The following is a 19086-nucleotide window of genomic DNA, read 5'->3' on the forward strand; positions in this document are numbered from 1 at the left end:
TGTTTTCGATAATTAGTGAAGTTTGTATTTTTAAATAAAAAACAATGACAAATGCAAAACCGAGATTAGCTCTAGCGATTGGAATTTTATGCATTTCGGTTTTTCCAATACTGGTCAAGCTCAATCTTACCGGAGGATTAATTTCGGCTTTTTATCGAATGGCAATTGCTGCAATGCTATTACTGCCTTATGTTGTCATTACCCAAAAATTCAAATTACCAAGAACTAGGATTTTACTATTAGCAATTGTTTGTGGTCTTTTATTCGCCTCTGATGTTGCGGTTTGGAATATTTCTATTCAACAATCAAGTGCTACTCAAGCTACTTTACTAACCAATCTTTCACCGGTTTGGGTTGGAGTGTTTTCTTTTTTATTCTTAAAGAATAAACCAGCAACTAATTTTTGGATTGGCACATTGATAGCAATTTTTGGTATGATTACTCTGGTTGGTTTCGAATTTTTCTTGAACTTAAATTTTAATTCTGCTTTTTTGCTAGCCATATTATCAGGAGTTTTATACGCTGTTTACATGCTGGTCAGTAAAAACATTCTTTCTGAGATGGACGTTGTTTCTTTTATGATGGTTACGCTACTAACTTCTACTTTATTTTTAGGAATTGTTTGCTTAATTTTAAAAGAGCCTTTTAGTGGGTTTTCTAATTTAGGCTGGGTAGTTTTATTTATTCAAGGAATAGTTTGTCAACTGATTGCATGGTTATTAATTAGTTATGCGACTCAAAATATGCGAGCCACGCGAGTGTCCTTATCTTTGTTGGGACAAGCAGTTTTGGCAACTCTTTTAGCTTGGTTATTTTTAGACGAAAAAATTACATTTCAGATGATTATTGGCGGTTTGATTTTACTGTTTGGTATCCGAATCACCTTTTACAGCAAAACACTTTCACTAAAAAAGCTATTTAATAAAACACTTCATTAGAAACATATACAAGTATGAAAAATATAAAAGTAATTGCATTTGATGCTGACGATACTTTATTCGTAAACGAAACTTACTTTGCCGAAACGGAAGAGAAATTCTGTAATTTAATGAGTGATTACTTATCCAATCAAGGAATTGCAAAAGAACTTTTCAAGATTCAAATTGACAATTTAAAAATATACGGTTATGGAATAAAAGGATATATTCTTTCTATGATCGAAGCAGCTATGAAAATTTCGAACAATACTATTTCGGTACAAGCTATAGAGCGCATTATTCAATACGGAAAAGAATTGACTGAAAAGCCTATTGTACTATTAGAAGGTGTAGAAGAAACTTTACAAGCTTTGCATGGCAAATATAAATTGGTTGTTGCCACAAAAGGTGACTTATTAGACCAACGCAGAAAATTACACAATTCGGGATTAGGAAAGTATTTTCATCATATTGAAGTGATGTCTGACAAACAAGAAATTGACTATAAAGATTTGATAAAAAGATTAGAAATCGAACCTTCAGAATTCTTTATGATTGGAAATTCTTTAAAATCGGATGTTTTACCCGTTTTAGCTATTGGTGCACATGCGGTTCATATTCCTTTTCATACTACTTGGGAACATGAAAGAATTGATCATGAAATAGAGCACGAAAATTTTAATACATTCGATCAAATAACTCAAGTTTTAACAGTACTAAATCAATAGTTACTGGGTGTTTTTTAAAAGGAATAAAGTTAAATTAAACTTAATTTACCATAATTTAAGCTTAATAAACTGTTTTTGGAAGCTTTTTTCTTAAAAAATATTCATAAATTATTTATATAAACGAAATTATTTGTTTAAAAAATAATTTATAACGCAACATTCTAATCAAAACAGTCCATTATTTGTATAATATTAGTTTTTTTTTATATAATTAACTGATTGAAATTTCTTATCTAACTATAAGTTGTAATTTTGCATAAAACTTATAAAAATTACAATAATGAAAAAATTAATGTTTGCATTAGTTTTTGCTGCTGCAGCCTCGACTGCAAATGCTCAAACTGATATGGGAAAAAGCGCAGGGACAGATTATAATAAATGGTCTGTTGAATTAGCTGGTGGTGTTAACAAAACACAAAGACCAATGACTGCTGGTTATTTCACATCTACACCAAGTCCTTATGTAGTTGATCTTGGAGTTAGATACATGTTCAACAACAAATTTGGTTTAAAAGCAGACTTTGGTTACAACAGTTTTCAAGGTAAAAGTGAATCTAAAGATTTTGACACTAAGTACTACAGAGCAGATTTACAAGCAGTAGCTAACTTAGGTAGAATCATGAACTTCGAATCTTGGACTAATACTATTGGTTTATTAGGTCATGCTGGTTTTGGTTTAGCTCAATTAGAAGATCAAAATTCTTCTTTGAAAGACAGAATGGGTAACTTTATGGCTGGTGTAACTGGTCAAATTAAATTATCTAACAGAATTGCTTTAACAGGTGATTTTACTACTATTCTTAACGCTAGTCAAGATGCTGCTTTCGATGGTGCAAGCGCTGCTTCTTCTAGAGGTTTTGGTGGAATCCTTTTTAACGGTACTGTTGGTTTGACAGTTTACTTAGGTAAAAGTGAAAAACATGCTGACTGGGCTACTGTTGTTGACAAAGATATGTTAGCATTAAGAAGCAGAGTTGATAGTTTAGAAAACATGTTAGTTGATGCTGATCAAGATGGTGTTGCTGATTATTTAGACTTAGAAAAAAATACTCCAGCTGGAGCAATGGTTGACACTAAAGGTAGAGCTATTGACAAAAACAATAATAATGTTCCTGATGAAACAGAAGCTTATATATTGAAAAACTACGCTAGCAAAACTTCAGATGTAACTAAAATTGCTGATAGCGAATTGATCAAAAACTTAATCAATGATGGTTATGTTTGTACTTACTTTGATTTCAATCAAGCTAAACCTACAAACGTTTCTGTAGAAGGAATCGATTTTATCTTAACTTACTTAAGAAACAATCCTTCAGCTTCAGTTGAAATTATTGGTCATGCTGACGAATTAGGAAGATCTGCTTACAACGATAAATTATCTAATGCAAGAGCTACTAATGTTAAGAACACTTTATTAAAAGCTAACATCGATTCTTCAAGATTGATCATTGTTGCTGCTGGTGAAGATAAATCAGTTCAAAAAGATTCAGATGCTGCAAGAAAATTAGTTAGAAGAGTTACTTTCAGAGTAAAATAATCTAATTACTATATTATTTAAAAGCCCTAAAGGAAATTCCTTTAGGGCTTTTTTTATTTGAATAATTATTATTTATAATTCTAGATAATTATTATCAACAGCAAATAAAATTCCATTACTTTCCTAAAAGCAATACTTCATTAGCTATAATTTCTGTTATATAACGCTTTTCTCCATTTTTGTCATCATAACTTCTGTGAGTTAACTTCCCTTCAATACCTATTTCCCTTCCCTTAGTAACAAACTTTTCTATAATTTCAGCTACTTTTCCCCAAGCGGTCACACGATGCCATTCAGTTTGCTCTACCTTATCACCATTTTCTTTGTAATAAGCATCATTTGTTGCAATAGTTATTGTTGCAATTTTTTTTCCTCCCTCTAATGTTTTTACTTCAGGATCTTGACCTACTCTTCCGATTAATTGTACTTTGTTTTTCATGGCGTGTAAATTTAAATATTAGTGTATATAGTTTATTTGTTAAAACGTTTCTTCGATTTCAACAAGGCAAAGATGCGATGCGTTTCAAAAATTATTCGGTTACTAACTACTTACTTTCGGTTGTAATTAATTGTAACCGTTTGTAAATGGAAATAAATTGTTATATTTGGTAAAAACAATCCAGTATGCAAACCCATATAAATAAAGTAGAATTAAGAAATTTAAAATACGATGACTATAAAGAACTAAAAAAATCAATGGTCGAGTCCTATCCTGAAATGGAAGGATCGTATTGGAGAGAACACCAAATAGAAAAATTATTAAGCATTTTCCCAGAAGGGCAATTGGTAATTTTAGTAGACGGAAAAGTAGTTGGATCTGCTTTATCATTAATTGTTGATGAAAGTGTAGTTGATAAAAATCACAATTACTCAGATATCACAGGAAACTACTCGTTTTCGACACATAATTCAAACGGAGATGTTCTCTACGGAATTGACGTTTTCATTCACCCTAACTATAGAGGACTGCGTTTGGGCAGACGTTTATATGATGCAAGGAAGGAATTGTGCGAACAATTAAATCTAAAAGCGATAGTTTTTGCCGGAAGAATTCCTAATTATGGCCAACATTCCAAGGAAATGACTCCAAAGAATTACATAGAGAAAGTAAAAAAGAAAGAGTTACACGATCCGGTACTTTCGTTTCAATTGAGTAATGATTTTCACGTAATTCGAGTAATGAAAAATTACTTGGAAGGCGATTCAGATTCAAAAGAATTTGCTGTTCTATTAGAATGGAATAATATTTATTTTGACGAAAGTCCAAGACTTATTAACTTAGAGAAAAGTGTTATTCGATTAGGATTAGTACAATGGCAAATGCGCCAATTAAACAATTTAGAAGCTCTTTTTGAACAATGTGAATTTTTTGTAGACGTAGTTTCTGGTTACGGAAGTGATTTTGCATTATTTCCAGAACTGTTTATAGCTCCTTTGATGGCAGATTACAATCATTTATCAGAAGCAGAAGCAATACGCGAATTGGCCAAGCATTCTGATCCTATACGCAAACGTTTTCAAGAATTAGCAATATCTTATAACATCAATATCATAACGGGAAGTATGCCATACTTAGAAAATGGCACCTTATACAATGTTGGGTTTTTATGCAAAAGGGATGGAACTTCTGAGATGTATTCTAAAATTCACGTAACGCCAAATGAAGTTCAACATTGGGGAATGACTGGCGGATCTACAATAAAAACCTTTGATACCGATTGTGGTAAAATAGGAATTATGATTTGTTATGATGTCGAATTTCCAGAACTGTCTAGATTAATGGCAGATGAAGGCATGAATATTCTATTTGTTCCTTTCTTAACCGACACTCAAAATGCCTACACTAGAGTAAAGCATTGTGCGCAAGCAAGAGCTATCGAAAATGAATGTTATGTTGCTATAGCCGGTTGCGTAGGAAATTTACCTAAAGTAAATAACATGGATATTCAATACGCACAATCAGCCGTATTTACTCCTTCTGATTTTGCTTTTCCAAGCAACGGGATCAAAGCAGAAGCTACAACAAATACAGAGATGACACTTATTGTAGATGTAGATTTAAATTTATTAAAAGAACTTCACGAACATGGAAGTGTCCGAATTCTTAAAGATAGAAGAACTGACTTATACGACATTAAAAAAATCAAGTAATGAGCAAAGCCTGTTTAGAATGTGGAGAAAAAATTGTAGGTCGGGAAGATAAAAAGTTTTGCAGTGATGGCTGTCGCAACGCCTACAACAACAAAATAAACAAAGACAGTACTAATTTCATGCGCAACATTAATAACAAGTTGCGCAAGAATTACCGCATTTTAACCGAACTTAATCCCGATGGAAAATCTAAAGCAACCCGAGCAAAGCTGATCAGTAAAGGATTTGACTTTGATTTTTTTACTAATATTCTACAGACAAAAACAGGCAATACCTACTATTTCCTTTACGATCAAGGCTATATGATATTAGAGAATGATTTTTATATGTTAGTCAAAAAAGATATTTAGAACCCCAATTCTACCAAAAATGAAAAAAAGATATTTCTCTATTATTGCCATTCTATTCCTCTGTTTCACTTTAGCTTTTGTTTTCTTCACAATGATGTCACAAGGAACTCATGATGACGAAGGAATGCTTACTGAATTTTCGACGCAAAGAGCCTTAACAAAAGTGGCGCAAATTGCAAAACAACCGCATTACGTTGGTTCTCAGAATCATGAAGTAGTAGCAAATTATCTTGTAAAAGAACTTGATGATTTAGGATTACAAACTTCTATTCAAGAAGGATACACATTGACGGAATGGGGAAATTTGGTAAAATCTAAAAATATTCTGGCTAAAATAAAAGGAACTAATAACTCAAAAGCTTTGTTATTGCTAACCCACTATGATAGTGCTCCACATTCCTATTCTCTAGGAGCAAGTGATGCTGGTTCGGGCGTGGCAACAATTCTAGAAAGTGTTCGTGCGTTTCTATACAACAAAACCCCACATAAAAACGACATTATCATTTTGTTCTCTGATGCAGAAGAATTAGGGTTAAATGGTGCTGCTTTATTTGTTACTCAACATCAATGGGCAAAAGAGGTTGGTTTGGTTCTAAACTTTGAAGCTCGAGGAACGTCTGGACCAAGTTACATGCTGATGGAAACCAATAAAGGAAATGCTGGTTTAGTCAAAGAATTTGCAGCAGCAAAAACAAAATTTCCAGTATCAAATTCATTAATGTACAGCATTTACAAAATGCTACCTAACGATACAGATTTGACTGTATTTAGAGAAAAAGGGAATATTCAGGGTTACAATTTTGCCTTTATTGATGATCATTACAATTACCACACCGCACAAGATGATTTGAAACATTTAAACAAGAATAGCTTAAAACATCAAGGCTCTTATTTGATGCCATTATTAAATTATTTCTCTAATGCAGATCTAAAAAACACACAACAAACGGAAGATTATGTCTATTTTTCAGTCCCTTATTCCTTCATCAATTATCCTTTTAGCTGGGTAGTGCCAATGGCTATTATTGCTTTACTCCTCTTTGTAATATTGATATTTGTAGGCATCGCAAAAAGAGTACTCTATTTCGATGAAATTATAAAAGGATTTATCCCTTTATTACTTTCCCTTATTATAACAGGCATAACCTCTTTTGCAATCTGGAAATTATTGCTCGTTATTTATCCACAGTATAATGATCTGTTGAACGGATTTACCTATAATGGCCATGCTTACATAAGTGCTTTTACTTTATTAGCAATTGCGATTACCTTCTTAATTTACCATAGATTTTCTGCAAAAAAAACCACCTTAAATTATTATGCTGCTCCATTGTTACTATGGATATTAATTAATTGTGCTATCGCTTTTACTTTAAAAGGAGCTGGATTCTTAATTATCCCTGTTTATTTTGGACTTTTCATTTTTGGATTTTTTATTATAACCCAAAGATCCAATAGAAGTTTAAATTTAATTTTAAGCATTCCTGCCTTATTACTTATCGCACCATTTATTCAGATGTTTCCAATTGGATTAGGACTTAAAGTTTTGTTTGGAAGCGCAATTCTAACCGTACTTACATTTGTTTTATTACTTCCTGTTTTTGGAGCTTTCTCTAAAAAAGGAATCTGGTCATTAGGATTTTTTATATTATCTATTGGCTTTTTTGCCAAAGCACATTATGAGTCGGGTTATGAAAATGGAAAAGCCAAATCAAACAGTCTATTATATCTTTACAATGCAGATACAAACAAAGCAAGTTGGCTAACATACGACACTAACTTGGATTTTTGGACAAAAAAATATTTAGGCACTACGCCGAACGAAGCGCAAGCTGCAGAAGCAATTCCGCTATTTAGCAAATACAATTCTGGATTTACGTATAGCGCAACTGCGCCTAAAAAAGAATTAAATAAACCCACGATAGAATTTCTTGAAGATAGAATTATAGGCACTCAAAGGTATTTGAAAATCTTAATCACTCCGAATAGAAGCGTGAACCGATATGATATTTTTGCTAATGAAAATATGAATATTCACAATTTTAAAGCAAATGGAGTAAAGTCACTAAGTCAGAAAAACTCATTATACAAACGTAAAGGCAAGAAAATAATTAGTTATTATGTCGTAGAAAACACACCATTAGAAATGCAATTTAGTATTGACTCTAAAGTTCTTTTTGACATGGAATTATTAGAAAGTTCTTTTGATTTGATGACCAATCCACTATTTAAAATGCAAAAAAGAGAAAATTGGATGATGCCAACTCCTTTTGTACTTAATGATGCAGTTATCATTAGACAGAAGATAAAACCAACTCCAGTTATAGCAACTGCAGTTGTGGTAACACCAATTGTGACGTATTCTAAACCAAAACGCAGTACGCCTATAGTTATTGACACTTTAAAATTAAATCAATAAAAGCTGATTTTTGAAACTAAAAAACAATTACGACATATAAAAATGAAAAAAATAAGTATTCTAGGTTGTGGATGGTTGGGTTTCCCTTTGGCGAAAGCATTAATAAAAAAAGGATATCTAGTAAATGGATCTACTACTTCTGTAGAAAAATTAGCTGTTTTACGACATGAAGGCATTACTCCTTTTTTGATAAACATTTCTTTACCGGTAGTTCTAGAAAACAACAATTCTGATACTTTCTCAGATTCTATGAGCGCGTTTTTGCAAGAAAGTGATACTTTAATAATTGATATTCCTCCTAAACTTCGTGGCGATGAAGCAGCAACTATCGAAAAAATATTTGTGAAAAAGATAGCTTCTTTGATTCCGTATATCGAAAAATCAACAATAAAAAACGTATTATTTGTGAGCTCTACTTCGGTTTATGGCGAACAACAGCTTAATGTAACTGAGCTTACAATACCAAAACCGGACACCGAAAGTGGCAAACAACTACTAGAAGTCGAGCAAATTTTACAAAAAAACATAAATTTTAAGACAACTCTAGTTCGTTTTGGAGGTTTAATTGGACAGGACAGACAACCCGGAAAATATTTAGCTGGCAGAGAAAATATAGAAAATCCTGATGCTGTAGTCAATTTGATTCATCAAGAAGATTGCATTGGTATCATTATAAAAATCATTGAAACCAAAAATTGGAATGAAACCTTCAACGCCGTTTCGCCGTTTCATCCTACTCGTGAGGAGTATTATACCCAAAAAGCAAGGGAATTAAATTTAGTTTTACCAAAATTTGATCATTCTAAACCTTCATCTGGAAAAATAATTGAAAATGACAAAATAGAACTCCTTTTAAAATATACTTTTACAAAACCAAATTTGTAATGTGAAAGCTAAAATAAAGAATGCTGTTTCGTCTCGTATCAATATAATTGGATTACCAATATTAGCGCTGTGTTTTGTAAGTTTCTTTTGGGGAACTACTTGGATAGCATCAAAAGAAGGCGTCAAACATATGCCTGCTTTGCAACTTGCAGCAATTAGACAATTTCTAGGTGGTTTTTTATATATTTCCTTCTTTCTGTTCAAAAAAGCACCTTGGCCCAAAGGAAAACAATGGAAAACGATTATTATCCTTAGCATACTTAATTTCGTTTTAAGCAACGGATTAAGCACTTGGGGTGTCAAGTACATTAGTAGTGGTTTAGGAGCAATAATTGGCGCGCTTGTACCATTATGGGTTGTTATAATCACATTTTTTAGAGGAGAGCGTTTGTCTCGCTTATCGGTAATTGGTATGATGATCAGTTTTAGCGGTATTTGTGTGATTTTTTACGACCATTTGACCGATTTTTTAATTCCAAGTTTCCGATTCGGAATACTAGTTTCTGTTGCATCTACATTAACCTGGGCTTTTGGAACATTATACACCAAGAAAAAAGCAGCCACTTTTAATCCCTATTTTAGTTTAGGATTACAAATGTTTCTTTCTAGCATTTTAATTTTTGCCTATACGGGAGCTACCGGAATATCAGTGCCATTGAGTCAAATTCCAGCTATTTCGTGGTGGTCTATTGCCTATTTAGTTGTTTTTGGATCCGTACTTACTTTTATTGCTTTTATTTATGCTCTTCAGAATCTGCCAGCAGAGATCAGTACGATTTACTCCTATATCAATCCTATTGTAGCAGTGCTCTTAGGAGCTATAATCTTTGGCGAAACGCTAAACGCGGCGATCGCAATAGGCGGAAGTGTTACCTTACTAGGATTGTATATGGTGAATCATTCTTTAAGAAAATCTAGAAAAAAGGCTATTAATAGTGTTTAAAAAAAAATCCCATTTGTTTTCACAAATGGGATTTTTTTTATTGAAATAGTATTTACCAGATTCTAACTCTCTTCTCTGGTGCGATGTACATTCCATCATTTGCTTTAATATCAAAAGCTTTATAGAAAGTATCTATGTTTTGCAAAGGAACATAAGCGCGGTACATTCCTGGTGAATGCGGATCCGTTTTCACTTGATTCTTTAGTGCTTCATCACGCATTTTTGAACGCCAGATGGTTGACCAAGAAATAAAGAAACGTTGTTCTGGAGTATACCCATCAATTAATCCTGGATTTGGATTTTCTTTAAGATACAATTGTAAACCATCATAAGCAGCATTTACTCCACCTAAATCACCAATATTTTCTCCTAGTGTAAACTTACCATCTACAAAAGTTCCTGGCAATGGTTCTAATGCACTATATTGTGCTGCAAGAGCTCCTGTTAAAGCTGAAAATTGCTTTAAATCTTCGGCAGTCCACCAGTCAACAAGATTACCATCGGCATTGTAACGAGATCCTGAGTCATCAAAACCATGTGAAATTTCATGACCAATTACACCACCAATTCCACCATAATTAACCGCTTCATCTGCTTGATAATTATAAAATGGAGGTTGCAATATAGCCGCTGGGAAAACAATTTCATTATTAGAAGGATTGTAATACGCATTCACTGTTTGTGGTGACATTCCCCATTTGTCTTTATCAACTGGTTTGCTCAACTCAGCAATGTTTTCATTAAAACGCCATTGCGCAATATTTTTAACATTGTCAAAATACGTTCCGCCTTCTTCAGGACTTTTAATGGTCAATGCAGAGTAATCCTTCCATTTGTCTGGATAACCAATCTTGATTCTTGATTTGTGTAATTTTGCAAGAGCACTAACTTTGGTTTCTGAAGACATCCATGACAAATTGTTGATTCTGTTTTCGAAAGCCAAAAATATATTTTTGATCATTTTCTCTGCTTTCGCTTTCGCTTCAGCTGGGAATTTTTTCTCCACGTATAATTTCCCTAAAGCTTCACCCATAGTTCCATTAATAGTTTGCAATGCATTTTCATCACGTGGTCTTTGCTTTACAGCTCCAGTTAAGGTTTTACCGTAAAAATCAAAGTTTGCATTTTCTATAGTTGTAGACAATTGACTTGAAGCTCTATTTAATAAACTCCAACGCATATAAGCTTTCCAGTCTGCTACTTTATTTTCTTTAAAAATAGTTTCTAAAGCGGTCATGTATTTTGGCTGAGAAACAATAACAGTATCTACTTTTGTCAATCCAATTTTAGTAAAATAAGTATTCCAATTGATAGATGGCGTTAATTTACTCAATTCTGCCAATGTCATCGGATTATAGGACTTACGACGATCTCTACGTTCTACTCTGTCTAATCTTGGCACTGACATTTCAGTTTCAAGCGCTAGTATTTTTTCTGCATTTAGTTTTGCAACAGCTGGTTTATCACCAAGAAACTGTAGCATTTTAGCAACATGTAAAACATATTTTGCACGTTTCTCCTTAGAATCAGCATCTTCAGAAACATAATAATCTCTATCAGGCAATCCTACACCGCCGGGACCTAAATTAATTACATTTCTATTACTATTTTTAGCATCTGTTCCTACTCCCGCACCAAAAAAACCAATACCACCAAAAGGTTCCATTTCTATAAGCAAAGCCTCCAAATCCTTAGTGTTTTTTACGGCATTAATTTTTGCTAAATAAGGTTTTAATGGAGCAATTCCGGCTTTGTTCCTTGCTACTGTGTCTAGAATAGTTCTGTATAAATTTACAGCTTTACCTTGATCAGTATTTGATTTATAACTTGGATTTGTGGTTGCTTCTTTCAAAATTTCTAGAGCATCAGCATCGGTTCTTTGGCGTAGCTCATCAAAACTTCCCCAACGCGTTCTATCATTTGGAATAGCAGTATTGTCTAACCATGTTCCGTTTACATAGCGAAAAAAATCATTACTTGGTTTTACATTCTTGTCCATGTAATTTACATTAATTCCAGGCTCCTTAGAAGCGGGAGCATTTTGGGCCTGACTTACAGCAAAGCCCAAAACGGCAGGAATGACAAAAAGCAGTTGCTTATTTTTCATTGTTTTCATTTTTATTAGTTATTCAGTTATCTCACAAAGCTATTAATAAAACTTTAATTTATTTGTTAAATGTTGGAAATCAAAAAAAATCCCATTCATTACTTGTTCAGTAGCGAATGGGATTTTTATTTATTTTTTTTAATCTAAATACTATTACCAGATTTTAACACGTTTTTCTGGTTCAATATACATTCCTTCTCCTGGTTGAATGTTGAATGCATCATAAAAAGCATCTACATTTTGTACAGGAACATAAGCTCTGTACATTCCTGGAGAATGCGGATCTGTTTTAACTTGATTTTTGATAGCTTCATCACGCATTTTGGTACGCCAAACTGTAGCCCAAGAAATAAAGAAACGTTGCTCTGGAGTATATCCATCAATTAATCCCGGATTACCATTGGCTTTTAAATACATTTGAAGACCATCATAAGCAGCGTTTACTCCACCTAAATCACCAATGTTTTCCCCTAAAGTAAATTTACCATCTACATAAATACCTGGCAACGGTTGTAAAGCACTGTATTGGTTGGCAAGATTAGTACCTAAAGCGGTAAATTGTTTTAAATCCTCTGCAGACCACCAATCTACTAAATTTCCATCGGCATTGTAACGCGCCCCAGAATCATCAAAACCATGAGAGATTTCATGTCCAATAACCGCTCCTATTCCACCATAATTTACGGCTTCATCTGCTTCATAATTATAAAAAGGAGGTTGTAAGATGGCTGCTGGAAAAACAATTTCGTTATAAGACGGATTGTAATAGGCATTAACCGTTTGAGGAGACATTCCCCATTCTGTTTTATCTACAGGTTTATACAATTTATCTACAGATTCTTTGAAAGCCCATCTCGAAAGATTTTCGACATTTTCAAAATAGCTTCCTCCTTCTTCTACACTGCTAATCTTTAAAGCGGAATAATCTTTCCATTTGTCTGGATATCCAATTTTGATTGTAATCTTATTTAACTTTTCGATTGCTTTTACTTTTGTTGCAGCCGACATCCAAGTTAAATTGTTAATTCTGTTTTGGTAAGCTAAAACAACATTTTTAATCATGTTCTCTGCTTTAGCTTTAGCTGCAGCTGGAAACATTTTCTCAACATATAATTTCCCTAAAGCTTCTCCAATTGTACCATTTATAGTTTGTAAAGCACGCTCGTCACGTGGTCTTTCCTTGATGGCTCCTGTTAAAGTTTTACCATAAAAATCAAAATTAGCCGATTCTATTTCTGTTGACAATTGTTTAGAAGAATCTCTCAACAAAGACCATTTCATGTATTCTTTCCAGTCATCAACTTTATTTTCTGCCAAAATAATTTGCAAAGCCTTCATGTATTTTGGCTCAGAAACGATTACAGTACTTAGTTTAGTTAATCCTAATTTAGAAAAATAATTTTTCCAATCGATCTCCGGAACTATTTTTTCTAATTCTTTTAAAGTCATCGGATTGTATTGTAATCTTCCGTCTCTTTGCTCTACACGATCTAATCTTGGTCGTGACATGGCTGTTTCTAAAGCTAACACTTTACGAGCGCTCACTACTGCTTTTGTAGGATTCTCACCTATAAACTGCAACATTCTAGCCACATGCAATTCATATTTTTTTCTTTTTTCTTTAGAATCTTTATCATTTGCAGAATAATAATCTTTATCTGCCATACCCAATGATCCTGTACCTAGAAAAACAGAATTTTTGTTGCTGTCTTTATCATCAGCACCTATATAAATGCCGAAAAAACCAGCACCACCAATAGGTTCCATTTCAATTAAGAATTTTTGTAAATCCTTAGCATTTTTAATCGCATCAATCTGAGCAAAATAAGGCTCAAGTGGAGTGATTCCTCTTTTATTTCTTCCTACTGTATCTAAAATAGTGTTGAAAAGATTGACCGCTTTTCCTTGGTCAGTACTTGAAGTATAAACTGGATTTTTGGAAGCTTCTTTCAAAATATCCATTGCATCTTTATCGGTTTTCTTCAACAATTCGTTAAAACTTCCCCAAGAAGTTCTATCACTTGGAATTTCCGTTTTATCCAACCACATTCCGTTTACATACCTAAAAAAGTCATCATTGGGCTTCACTTTTTTATCAATATTTGAGACATTAATTCCTGGTACTTTCGTAACAGTAACAGACTGCGCTTGCGTTCCAGTAAATCCTATTATTGCAGGAATCACAAAAAGAAACTTTTTATAAAGCTTTAATTTCATTTTTTATCGAGTTTAATTAGAAATACAAAGCTATCATTAATTATTTTATTTATTTACAAGATTGCGTTAATTTGAAAATTAACAATTGTATTAACAGTAAATTATAAATTAAATCCTCTTAAAAACAGTAGTAATCTTTACTAAAAACGGAGTGCAATCGTACTGAATAAGATTATGTTAATTTAGACCGTAACCGATTAGGTTTTTGTATTTTTGCATCAAAATAGCATTATGTTAGCAATTCTTAAAAAATACAGACTCTTTTTAGGTGTTTTTATTGTTTTTTCAGCCATCGTTTTATCGTTGTTTTATTCGGCTTTAAAGCCAAAAAAAACGCTTCCTATTTATAATCCTGCAGATGTAAACCCAGAATTAGTAGATAGCACTGTACAGTATAAAAGTAAATACCATACTATTGGTGATTTTTCATTCATCAATCAAAATGGAAAAACCATTACTCAAAAAGATTACGAAGGAAAAATATATGTTGCCGATTTCTTTTTTACAACTTGTGGATCGATTTGTCCAAAAATGACCTCTAATCTCTCTGAAATTCAAACAGCCTTTGCCAATAATCCAAAAGTAAAATTGCTTTCTCACACTGTTTTCCCAGAAACAGATAGTGTTCCCGTATTAAAAGCTTATGCCATAAAACACAACGTAAATGATTCAAAATGGAATTTAGTTACGGGTGACAAAAAAGAAATTTACACGATGGCCAGAAAATCCTATTTGGCTGTAAAATTGGGAAAACCAAGTGAATTATACGACATGGTTCACACCGAAAATTTTGTTTTAGTGGATACTAAAAAACGCGTTCGAGGATTTTATGACGGCACCAAAAAAGAAGATATCCAACGACTAATCGAAGATATTACTTTTTTAAGTAATGAATAAGCGAATCTAATTTCTATTGGTCTAAAAATTTCCTTACAAAATACACAATTACTTTATCACAGCCTTTATTTGTTTAGATTCAATTAGCATACAAATGTGATATTTATCATTTTTGTTTGTTATAAAATGTGTACTTTTGCAATATTAATTCAATCTAAATAAGCTTTGCACACCACGATACATTCTCTCAAAAAAGGCGAACAAGCCATCATAAAAGACTTTGACATCGATGCCGTTCCTTTAAAATTATTGGAAATGGGTTGTTTGCCTGGTAATGTGGTTGAATTACTTCAGATTGCTCCTTTTGGAGATCCTTTATTTTTAAACATTAACGGTTCGCATGTTGCGATCAGAGTGGAAACAGCAAAAGAAATTGAAGTTGACATTATAAAACTCAACTTATGGTAAGCAAACAAGACATCAATATTGCCTTAATTGGCAATCCAAACGTTGGTAAAACTTCCGTTTTTAATCAACTCACAGGTTTAAATCAACAAGTTGGGAATTACCCTGGAATTACAGTTGAAAAAAAGATTGGTTTTTGCAAATTACCCAATAATATCAAAGCAAATATTCTTGATTTACCAGGAACTTATAGCCTAAATGCTAGTTCAATAGATGAGAATGTTGTTATTGAATTATTGCTTAACAAAAATGATAAGTTATATCCTGATGTTGCATTAGTGGTAACTGATGTAGAAAATTTAAAGCGAAACTTACTTCTCTTTACCCAAATTAAAGACCTTGAAATTCCTACGATTTTAGTCATTAATATGGCCGACCGAATGAAGTTCAAAGGAATTTCTTTAGATATTCCGTATCTGGAAGAACAGCTAAAAACCAAAATCGCACTTATCAGTTCAAGAAAAGGTTTTGGAATTCAGGAATTGAAAGAAATGATTATTACTTACAGAACGCTTTCGACAGAATCTTGTTTGAATGCTTCTGTCATTGACCCTGAATATTTTGATAGTTTACGCAAAGCATTTCCAAACCAGTTGTTGTATAAATTATGGTTGGTAATTACGCAAGATGTAAATTTCTTAAATCTAGAACGTAACGAAATTAGAAGTTCATTTACTAAATCTCACTCTGATTTAAAACGTTTACAACAAAAAGAAACCATCAAACGCTATCAATTCATCAACGATGTTCTGAAGGAAGGTTTGAAAATTGACACTTCGATTGCAAAAGATTATAGAAGCAAATTAGATCGCGTACTAACGCACAAAGTATGGGGATATGTAATATTCTTTTTGATATTGTTTGTTATTTTTCAATCTATTTTTGAATGGTCAACTATTCCTATGGATTTTATTGATAGCACATTTGCTTCACTAAGCGCTTATTCTGCAGAAATAATGCCGGCGGGTGTTTTGACTAATTTAATTTCGCAAGGAATTATTCCAGGAATTGGAGGAATTTTAATATTCATACCACAAATCGCATTTCTTTTCATGTTTATTTCGATACTTGAAGAGAGTGGTTATATGAGCCGAGTTGTTTTCCTAATGGACAAAATTATGCGAAAATTTGGTTTATCAGGAAAAAGTGTGGTTCCTCTTATATCAGGAACTGCTTGCGCTATTCCTGCTATTATGGCTACTCGTAACATCGAAAACTGGAAAGAAAGACTGATTACTATTTTAGTAACTCCATTTACGACTTGTTCGGCAAGGCTTCCCGTATATGCAATTATAATTGGACTGGTAATACCTGACATCCATATTTTTGGCTTTTTGAATATGCAAGGATTAACCTTGATGTTGTTGTACTTAATTGGTTTTGGAACAGCCATTTTCTCCGCTTACATTTTAAATAAAATACTGAAAATAAAAGGAAAAACGTATTTTGTTGTAGAAATGCCAAATTACAAATTACCATTATTTAAAAATGTAGCTATAAATGTAATTGAAAAAACGAAGGCCTTTGTACTTGGAGCAGGAAAAATTATTCTAGCAATATCTATTATATTATGGTTTTTAGCTTCTTACGGTCCTGGGAAAAACTTTAATAATGCAGAAAAAATAGTAACCGAAAACAATAAAAATAATCCGTTACCTCATCAAGAGTTTGAAAACGCAGTGGCTTCTCAAAAACTCGAAAATTCCTATATTGGTTTAATGGGAAAAACTATTGAACCTGCTATTTCACCATTAGGTTATGACTGGAAAATAGGAATTGCCATCATCAGTTCATTTGCAGCGAGAGAGGTTTTTGTGGGAACATTAGCAACCATTTATAGCGTTGGTGGAAGTGATAATGAAGTTACCATCAAAAACAGAATGGCAGCCGAGGTAAATCCTATAACTGGTGAAAAGGTTTTTAATTTTGCTTCTGGTATATCATTACTACTGTTTTATGCTTTTGCTATGCAATGTGCTGGAACATTAGCTATAACAAAAAAAGAAACTAATTCTTGGAAATGGCCATTAGGTCAACTGGTATTTATGTCTGGATTTGCTTATCTAGTGGCTTTATTAGCCTATCAAATTCTAAAATAACAAATTATGTATCAAGAAATAATAGCCTTCGTTGTACTTGGAATTGCTATTGCTTTTCTAATCAAAAAATTCTTTTTCAAAAGTAAAAAGTCAGATAAAGACTGTGGAAGCGGTTGTGGAAGTTGTGGTTAATTGTACTGCATATAACCTATTTCTAAATAATAATCCTCAGGCTTTATAACCTTCTTCACATTTGGATACGGACTAATTGTTAAACTATTAATTACTCTTTGACTTTGATTTAGATAGGAATTAATCCACTTTAAATTTTCTGCATCAACAGTCTTCGTTAAAACCATGGTTTTTTCTTCAATAAATTTTGAATCTTTGTAAACGGCTACTATCGCCGAAACTTGGCCAGCCCAAATACAATCTACACCTGTAGGACAACGGGAATCTGTTAATACTTCTTTCAACAGTAAATGATACCCTTCTCCTTCAATACAACTGTTTAGTTTCACTTTAATGAATTTTTGCTTCGCTACAGTATTATTTTGAGCAATAGCGATGGAGCTAAGTACAATAAACAGAAATGTTACAACTTTTTTCATTGTCAGTTTTTTTATTTTGTGATAAATATACACTTTTCTAGCTTTAAAAGTAAATAAAAACTTACCCTAAGGCAACATCTAAAACCATCATTATAATAAATCCGCCCACAAATCCCATCGTAGCAATATCTGTATTTTTATCTTGTTGTGTTTCTGGAATCACTTCTTCAACGACTACAAATATCATCGCGCCAGCGGCAAAAGCTAAAGCATAAGGTAAAATTGGCGTGAAAAAAGTTACAGCAAAAGCGCCCAAAACAGCAGCGATAGGTTCAACAATTGCTGAAGATTGTCCGTACATAAAACTTTTCCATCTGCTCATTCCCATTCTTCTCAATGGCATGGCAACAGCAATTCCTTCTGGAAAATTCTGAATTCCAATTCCAATGGCTAAGGTAACTGCACCAGCAATAGAAGCTTCTGGAATTCCGGCGGCAACACCTCCAAAAAGTACTCCAACCGCTAAACCTTCAGGAATATTATGTAGTGTAATTGCAGAAACTAGCAAAGTAGTTCGTTGCCAAGGCGATTTAATTCCTTCACTGACTTTAAAATTAATATGAAGATGCGGCAACACTTTGTCGATTCCAAAAATGAACAAAGCACCCAGGAAAAAACCAATTGCCGCAGGTATCACTTTTGCAAAACCTTCGCCACCTGTCATTTCTATGGCTGGAGCCAATAAACTCCAAAAACTAGCGGCAACCATAACGCCACCAGTAAAACCAAGCATTCCATCAAGAACGGTACGGTTCATGGTTTTGAACATAAATACAAAAGAAGCTCCTAAAGCAGTAAGAAACCAAGTAAACAAACTGGCATATAAAGCCGCTAAAATAGGATCGATAGCAGTGAAATAATCAATTATAGATTGAAACAT

The 19086-nt window shown here is 33.1% G+C and carries 17 protein-coding genes; 12 read left to right on the forward strand and 5 right to left on the reverse strand.

Annotated features, from left to right (window positions below; translation table 11 throughout):
* Positions 1-44 precede the first annotated feature (44 nt).
* The 3 genes from MW871_RS00630 (at position 45) to MW871_RS00640 (ending at position 3182) form a co-directional block, all read left to right on the forward strand.
* Entirely contained in the window at positions 45-938 is an 894-nt protein-coding gene (locus MW871_RS00630; RefSeq protein ID WP_188049177.1) for a DMT family transporter, read from the forward strand.
* Between the two features lie 14 nt (positions 939-952).
* Positions 953-1645, forward strand: coding sequence for an HAD family hydrolase (locus MW871_RS00635; RefSeq protein ID WP_248427223.1), 693 nt, complete (start codon positions 953-955; stop codon positions 1643-1645).
* A 280-nt stretch (positions 1646-1925) separates the two neighbouring features.
* Complete coding sequence (locus tag MW871_RS00640) at positions 1926-3182, forward strand: OmpA family protein (RefSeq protein ID WP_188049179.1); 1257 nt, start codon at positions 1926-1928, stop codon at positions 3180-3182.
* Positions 3183-3297: 115 nt separating this feature from the next.
* Here the strand turns inward: MW871_RS00640 and MW871_RS00645 are convergent, their stop codons facing one another.
* Positions 3298-3621, reverse strand: a complete 324-nt coding sequence (locus tag MW871_RS00645; RefSeq protein ID WP_188049180.1) for a single-stranded DNA-binding protein — start codon at positions 3619-3621, stop codon at positions 3298-3300.
* Between the two features lie 185 nt (positions 3622-3806).
* On the opposite strand from MW871_RS00645, the gene MW871_RS00650 reads away from it, so the two are divergent.
* From MW871_RS00650 to MW871_RS00670, 5 genes are all read left to right on the forward strand, one after another.
* Positions 3807-5333 carry a bifunctional GNAT family N-acetyltransferase/carbon-nitrogen hydrolase family protein gene (locus MW871_RS00650; RefSeq protein ID WP_188049181.1) on the forward strand — a complete coding sequence of 509 codons (1527 nt, stop codon included), beginning with the start codon at positions 3807-3809 and terminating at the stop codon, positions 5331-5333.
* Complete coding sequence (locus MW871_RS00655; RefSeq protein WP_188049182.1) at positions 5333-5683, forward strand: hypothetical protein; 351 nt, start codon at positions 5333-5335, stop codon at positions 5681-5683. Before MW871_RS00650 ends, MW871_RS00655 begins: the two co-directional genes overlap by 1 nt.
* Positions 5684-5774: 91 nt before the next feature.
* The gene (locus MW871_RS00660) at positions 5775-8102 is read left to right on the forward strand and encodes a M28 family peptidase (protein WP_427854616.1); all 2328 of its coding nucleotides are present in this window, start codon (positions 5775-5777) and stop codon (positions 8100-8102) included.
* 42 nt (positions 8103-8144) lie between these two features.
* Complete coding sequence (locus MW871_RS00665) at positions 8145-8987, forward strand: Rossmann-fold NAD(P)-binding domain-containing protein (protein ID WP_248427225.1); 843 nt, start codon at positions 8145-8147, stop codon at positions 8985-8987.
* Position 8988: 1 nt separating this feature from the next.
* A complete protein-coding gene (locus tag MW871_RS00670) occupies positions 8989-9930 on the forward strand; it encodes a DMT family transporter (protein WP_248427226.1) in 942 nt (313 codons plus the stop codon).
* Between the two features lie 52 nt (positions 9931-9982).
* Here MW871_RS00670 and MW871_RS00675 read toward each other — a convergent pair whose 3' ends face one another.
* Entirely contained in the window at positions 9983-12046 is a 2064-nt protein-coding gene (locus MW871_RS00675; RefSeq protein ID WP_248427227.1) for a M13 family metallopeptidase, read from the reverse strand.
* Between the two features lie 144 nt (positions 12047-12190).
* A complete protein-coding gene (locus MW871_RS00680) occupies positions 12191-14254 on the reverse strand; it encodes a M13 family metallopeptidase (RefSeq protein WP_248427228.1) in 2064 nt (687 codons plus the stop codon).
* 231 nt (positions 14255-14485) lie between these two features.
* Between MW871_RS00680 and MW871_RS00685 the strand changes: the two genes are divergently transcribed.
* From MW871_RS00685 to MW871_RS00700, 4 genes are all read left to right on the forward strand, one after another.
* Positions 14486-15151: an SCO family protein gene (locus tag MW871_RS00685; protein ID WP_188049187.1), complete on the forward strand. Its 666-nt coding sequence runs from the start codon at positions 14486-14488 to the stop codon at positions 15149-15151.
* Between the two features lie 165 nt (positions 15152-15316).
* Positions 15317-15559 (forward strand): FeoA family protein, encoded by a 243-nt coding sequence (locus MW871_RS00690; RefSeq protein ID WP_188049188.1) that lies wholly within the window; start codon positions 15317-15319, stop codon positions 15557-15559.
* A complete protein-coding gene (feoB, locus tag MW871_RS00695; RefSeq protein ID WP_188049189.1) occupies positions 15553-17655 on the forward strand; it encodes a ferrous iron transport protein B in 2103 nt (700 codons plus the stop codon). Before MW871_RS00690 ends, feoB begins: the two co-directional genes overlap by 7 nt.
* A gap of 6 nt (positions 17656-17661) precedes the next feature.
* Entirely contained in the window at positions 17662-17787 is a 126-nt protein-coding gene (locus tag MW871_RS00700) for a FeoB-associated Cys-rich membrane protein (RefSeq protein ID WP_188049190.1), read from the forward strand.
* Here the strand turns inward: MW871_RS00700 and MW871_RS00705 are convergent.
* Positions 17784-18206 carry a hypothetical protein gene (locus MW871_RS00705; protein WP_248427229.1) on the reverse strand — a complete coding sequence of 141 codons (423 nt, stop codon included), beginning with the start codon at positions 18204-18206 and terminating at the stop codon, positions 17784-17786. The two genes, MW871_RS00700 and MW871_RS00705, sit on opposite strands and share 4 nt — an antisense overlap.
* A gap of 61 nt (positions 18207-18267) precedes the next feature.
* Positions 18268-19086, reverse strand: coding sequence for a ZIP family metal transporter (locus MW871_RS00710; RefSeq protein WP_188049192.1), 819 nt, complete (start codon positions 19084-19086; stop codon positions 18268-18270).

Source organism: Flavobacterium pygoscelis, from assembly GCF_023162025.1.
Classification (GTDB): Bacteria; Bacteroidota; Bacteroidia; order Flavobacteriales; family Flavobacteriaceae; genus Flavobacterium; species Flavobacterium pygoscelis.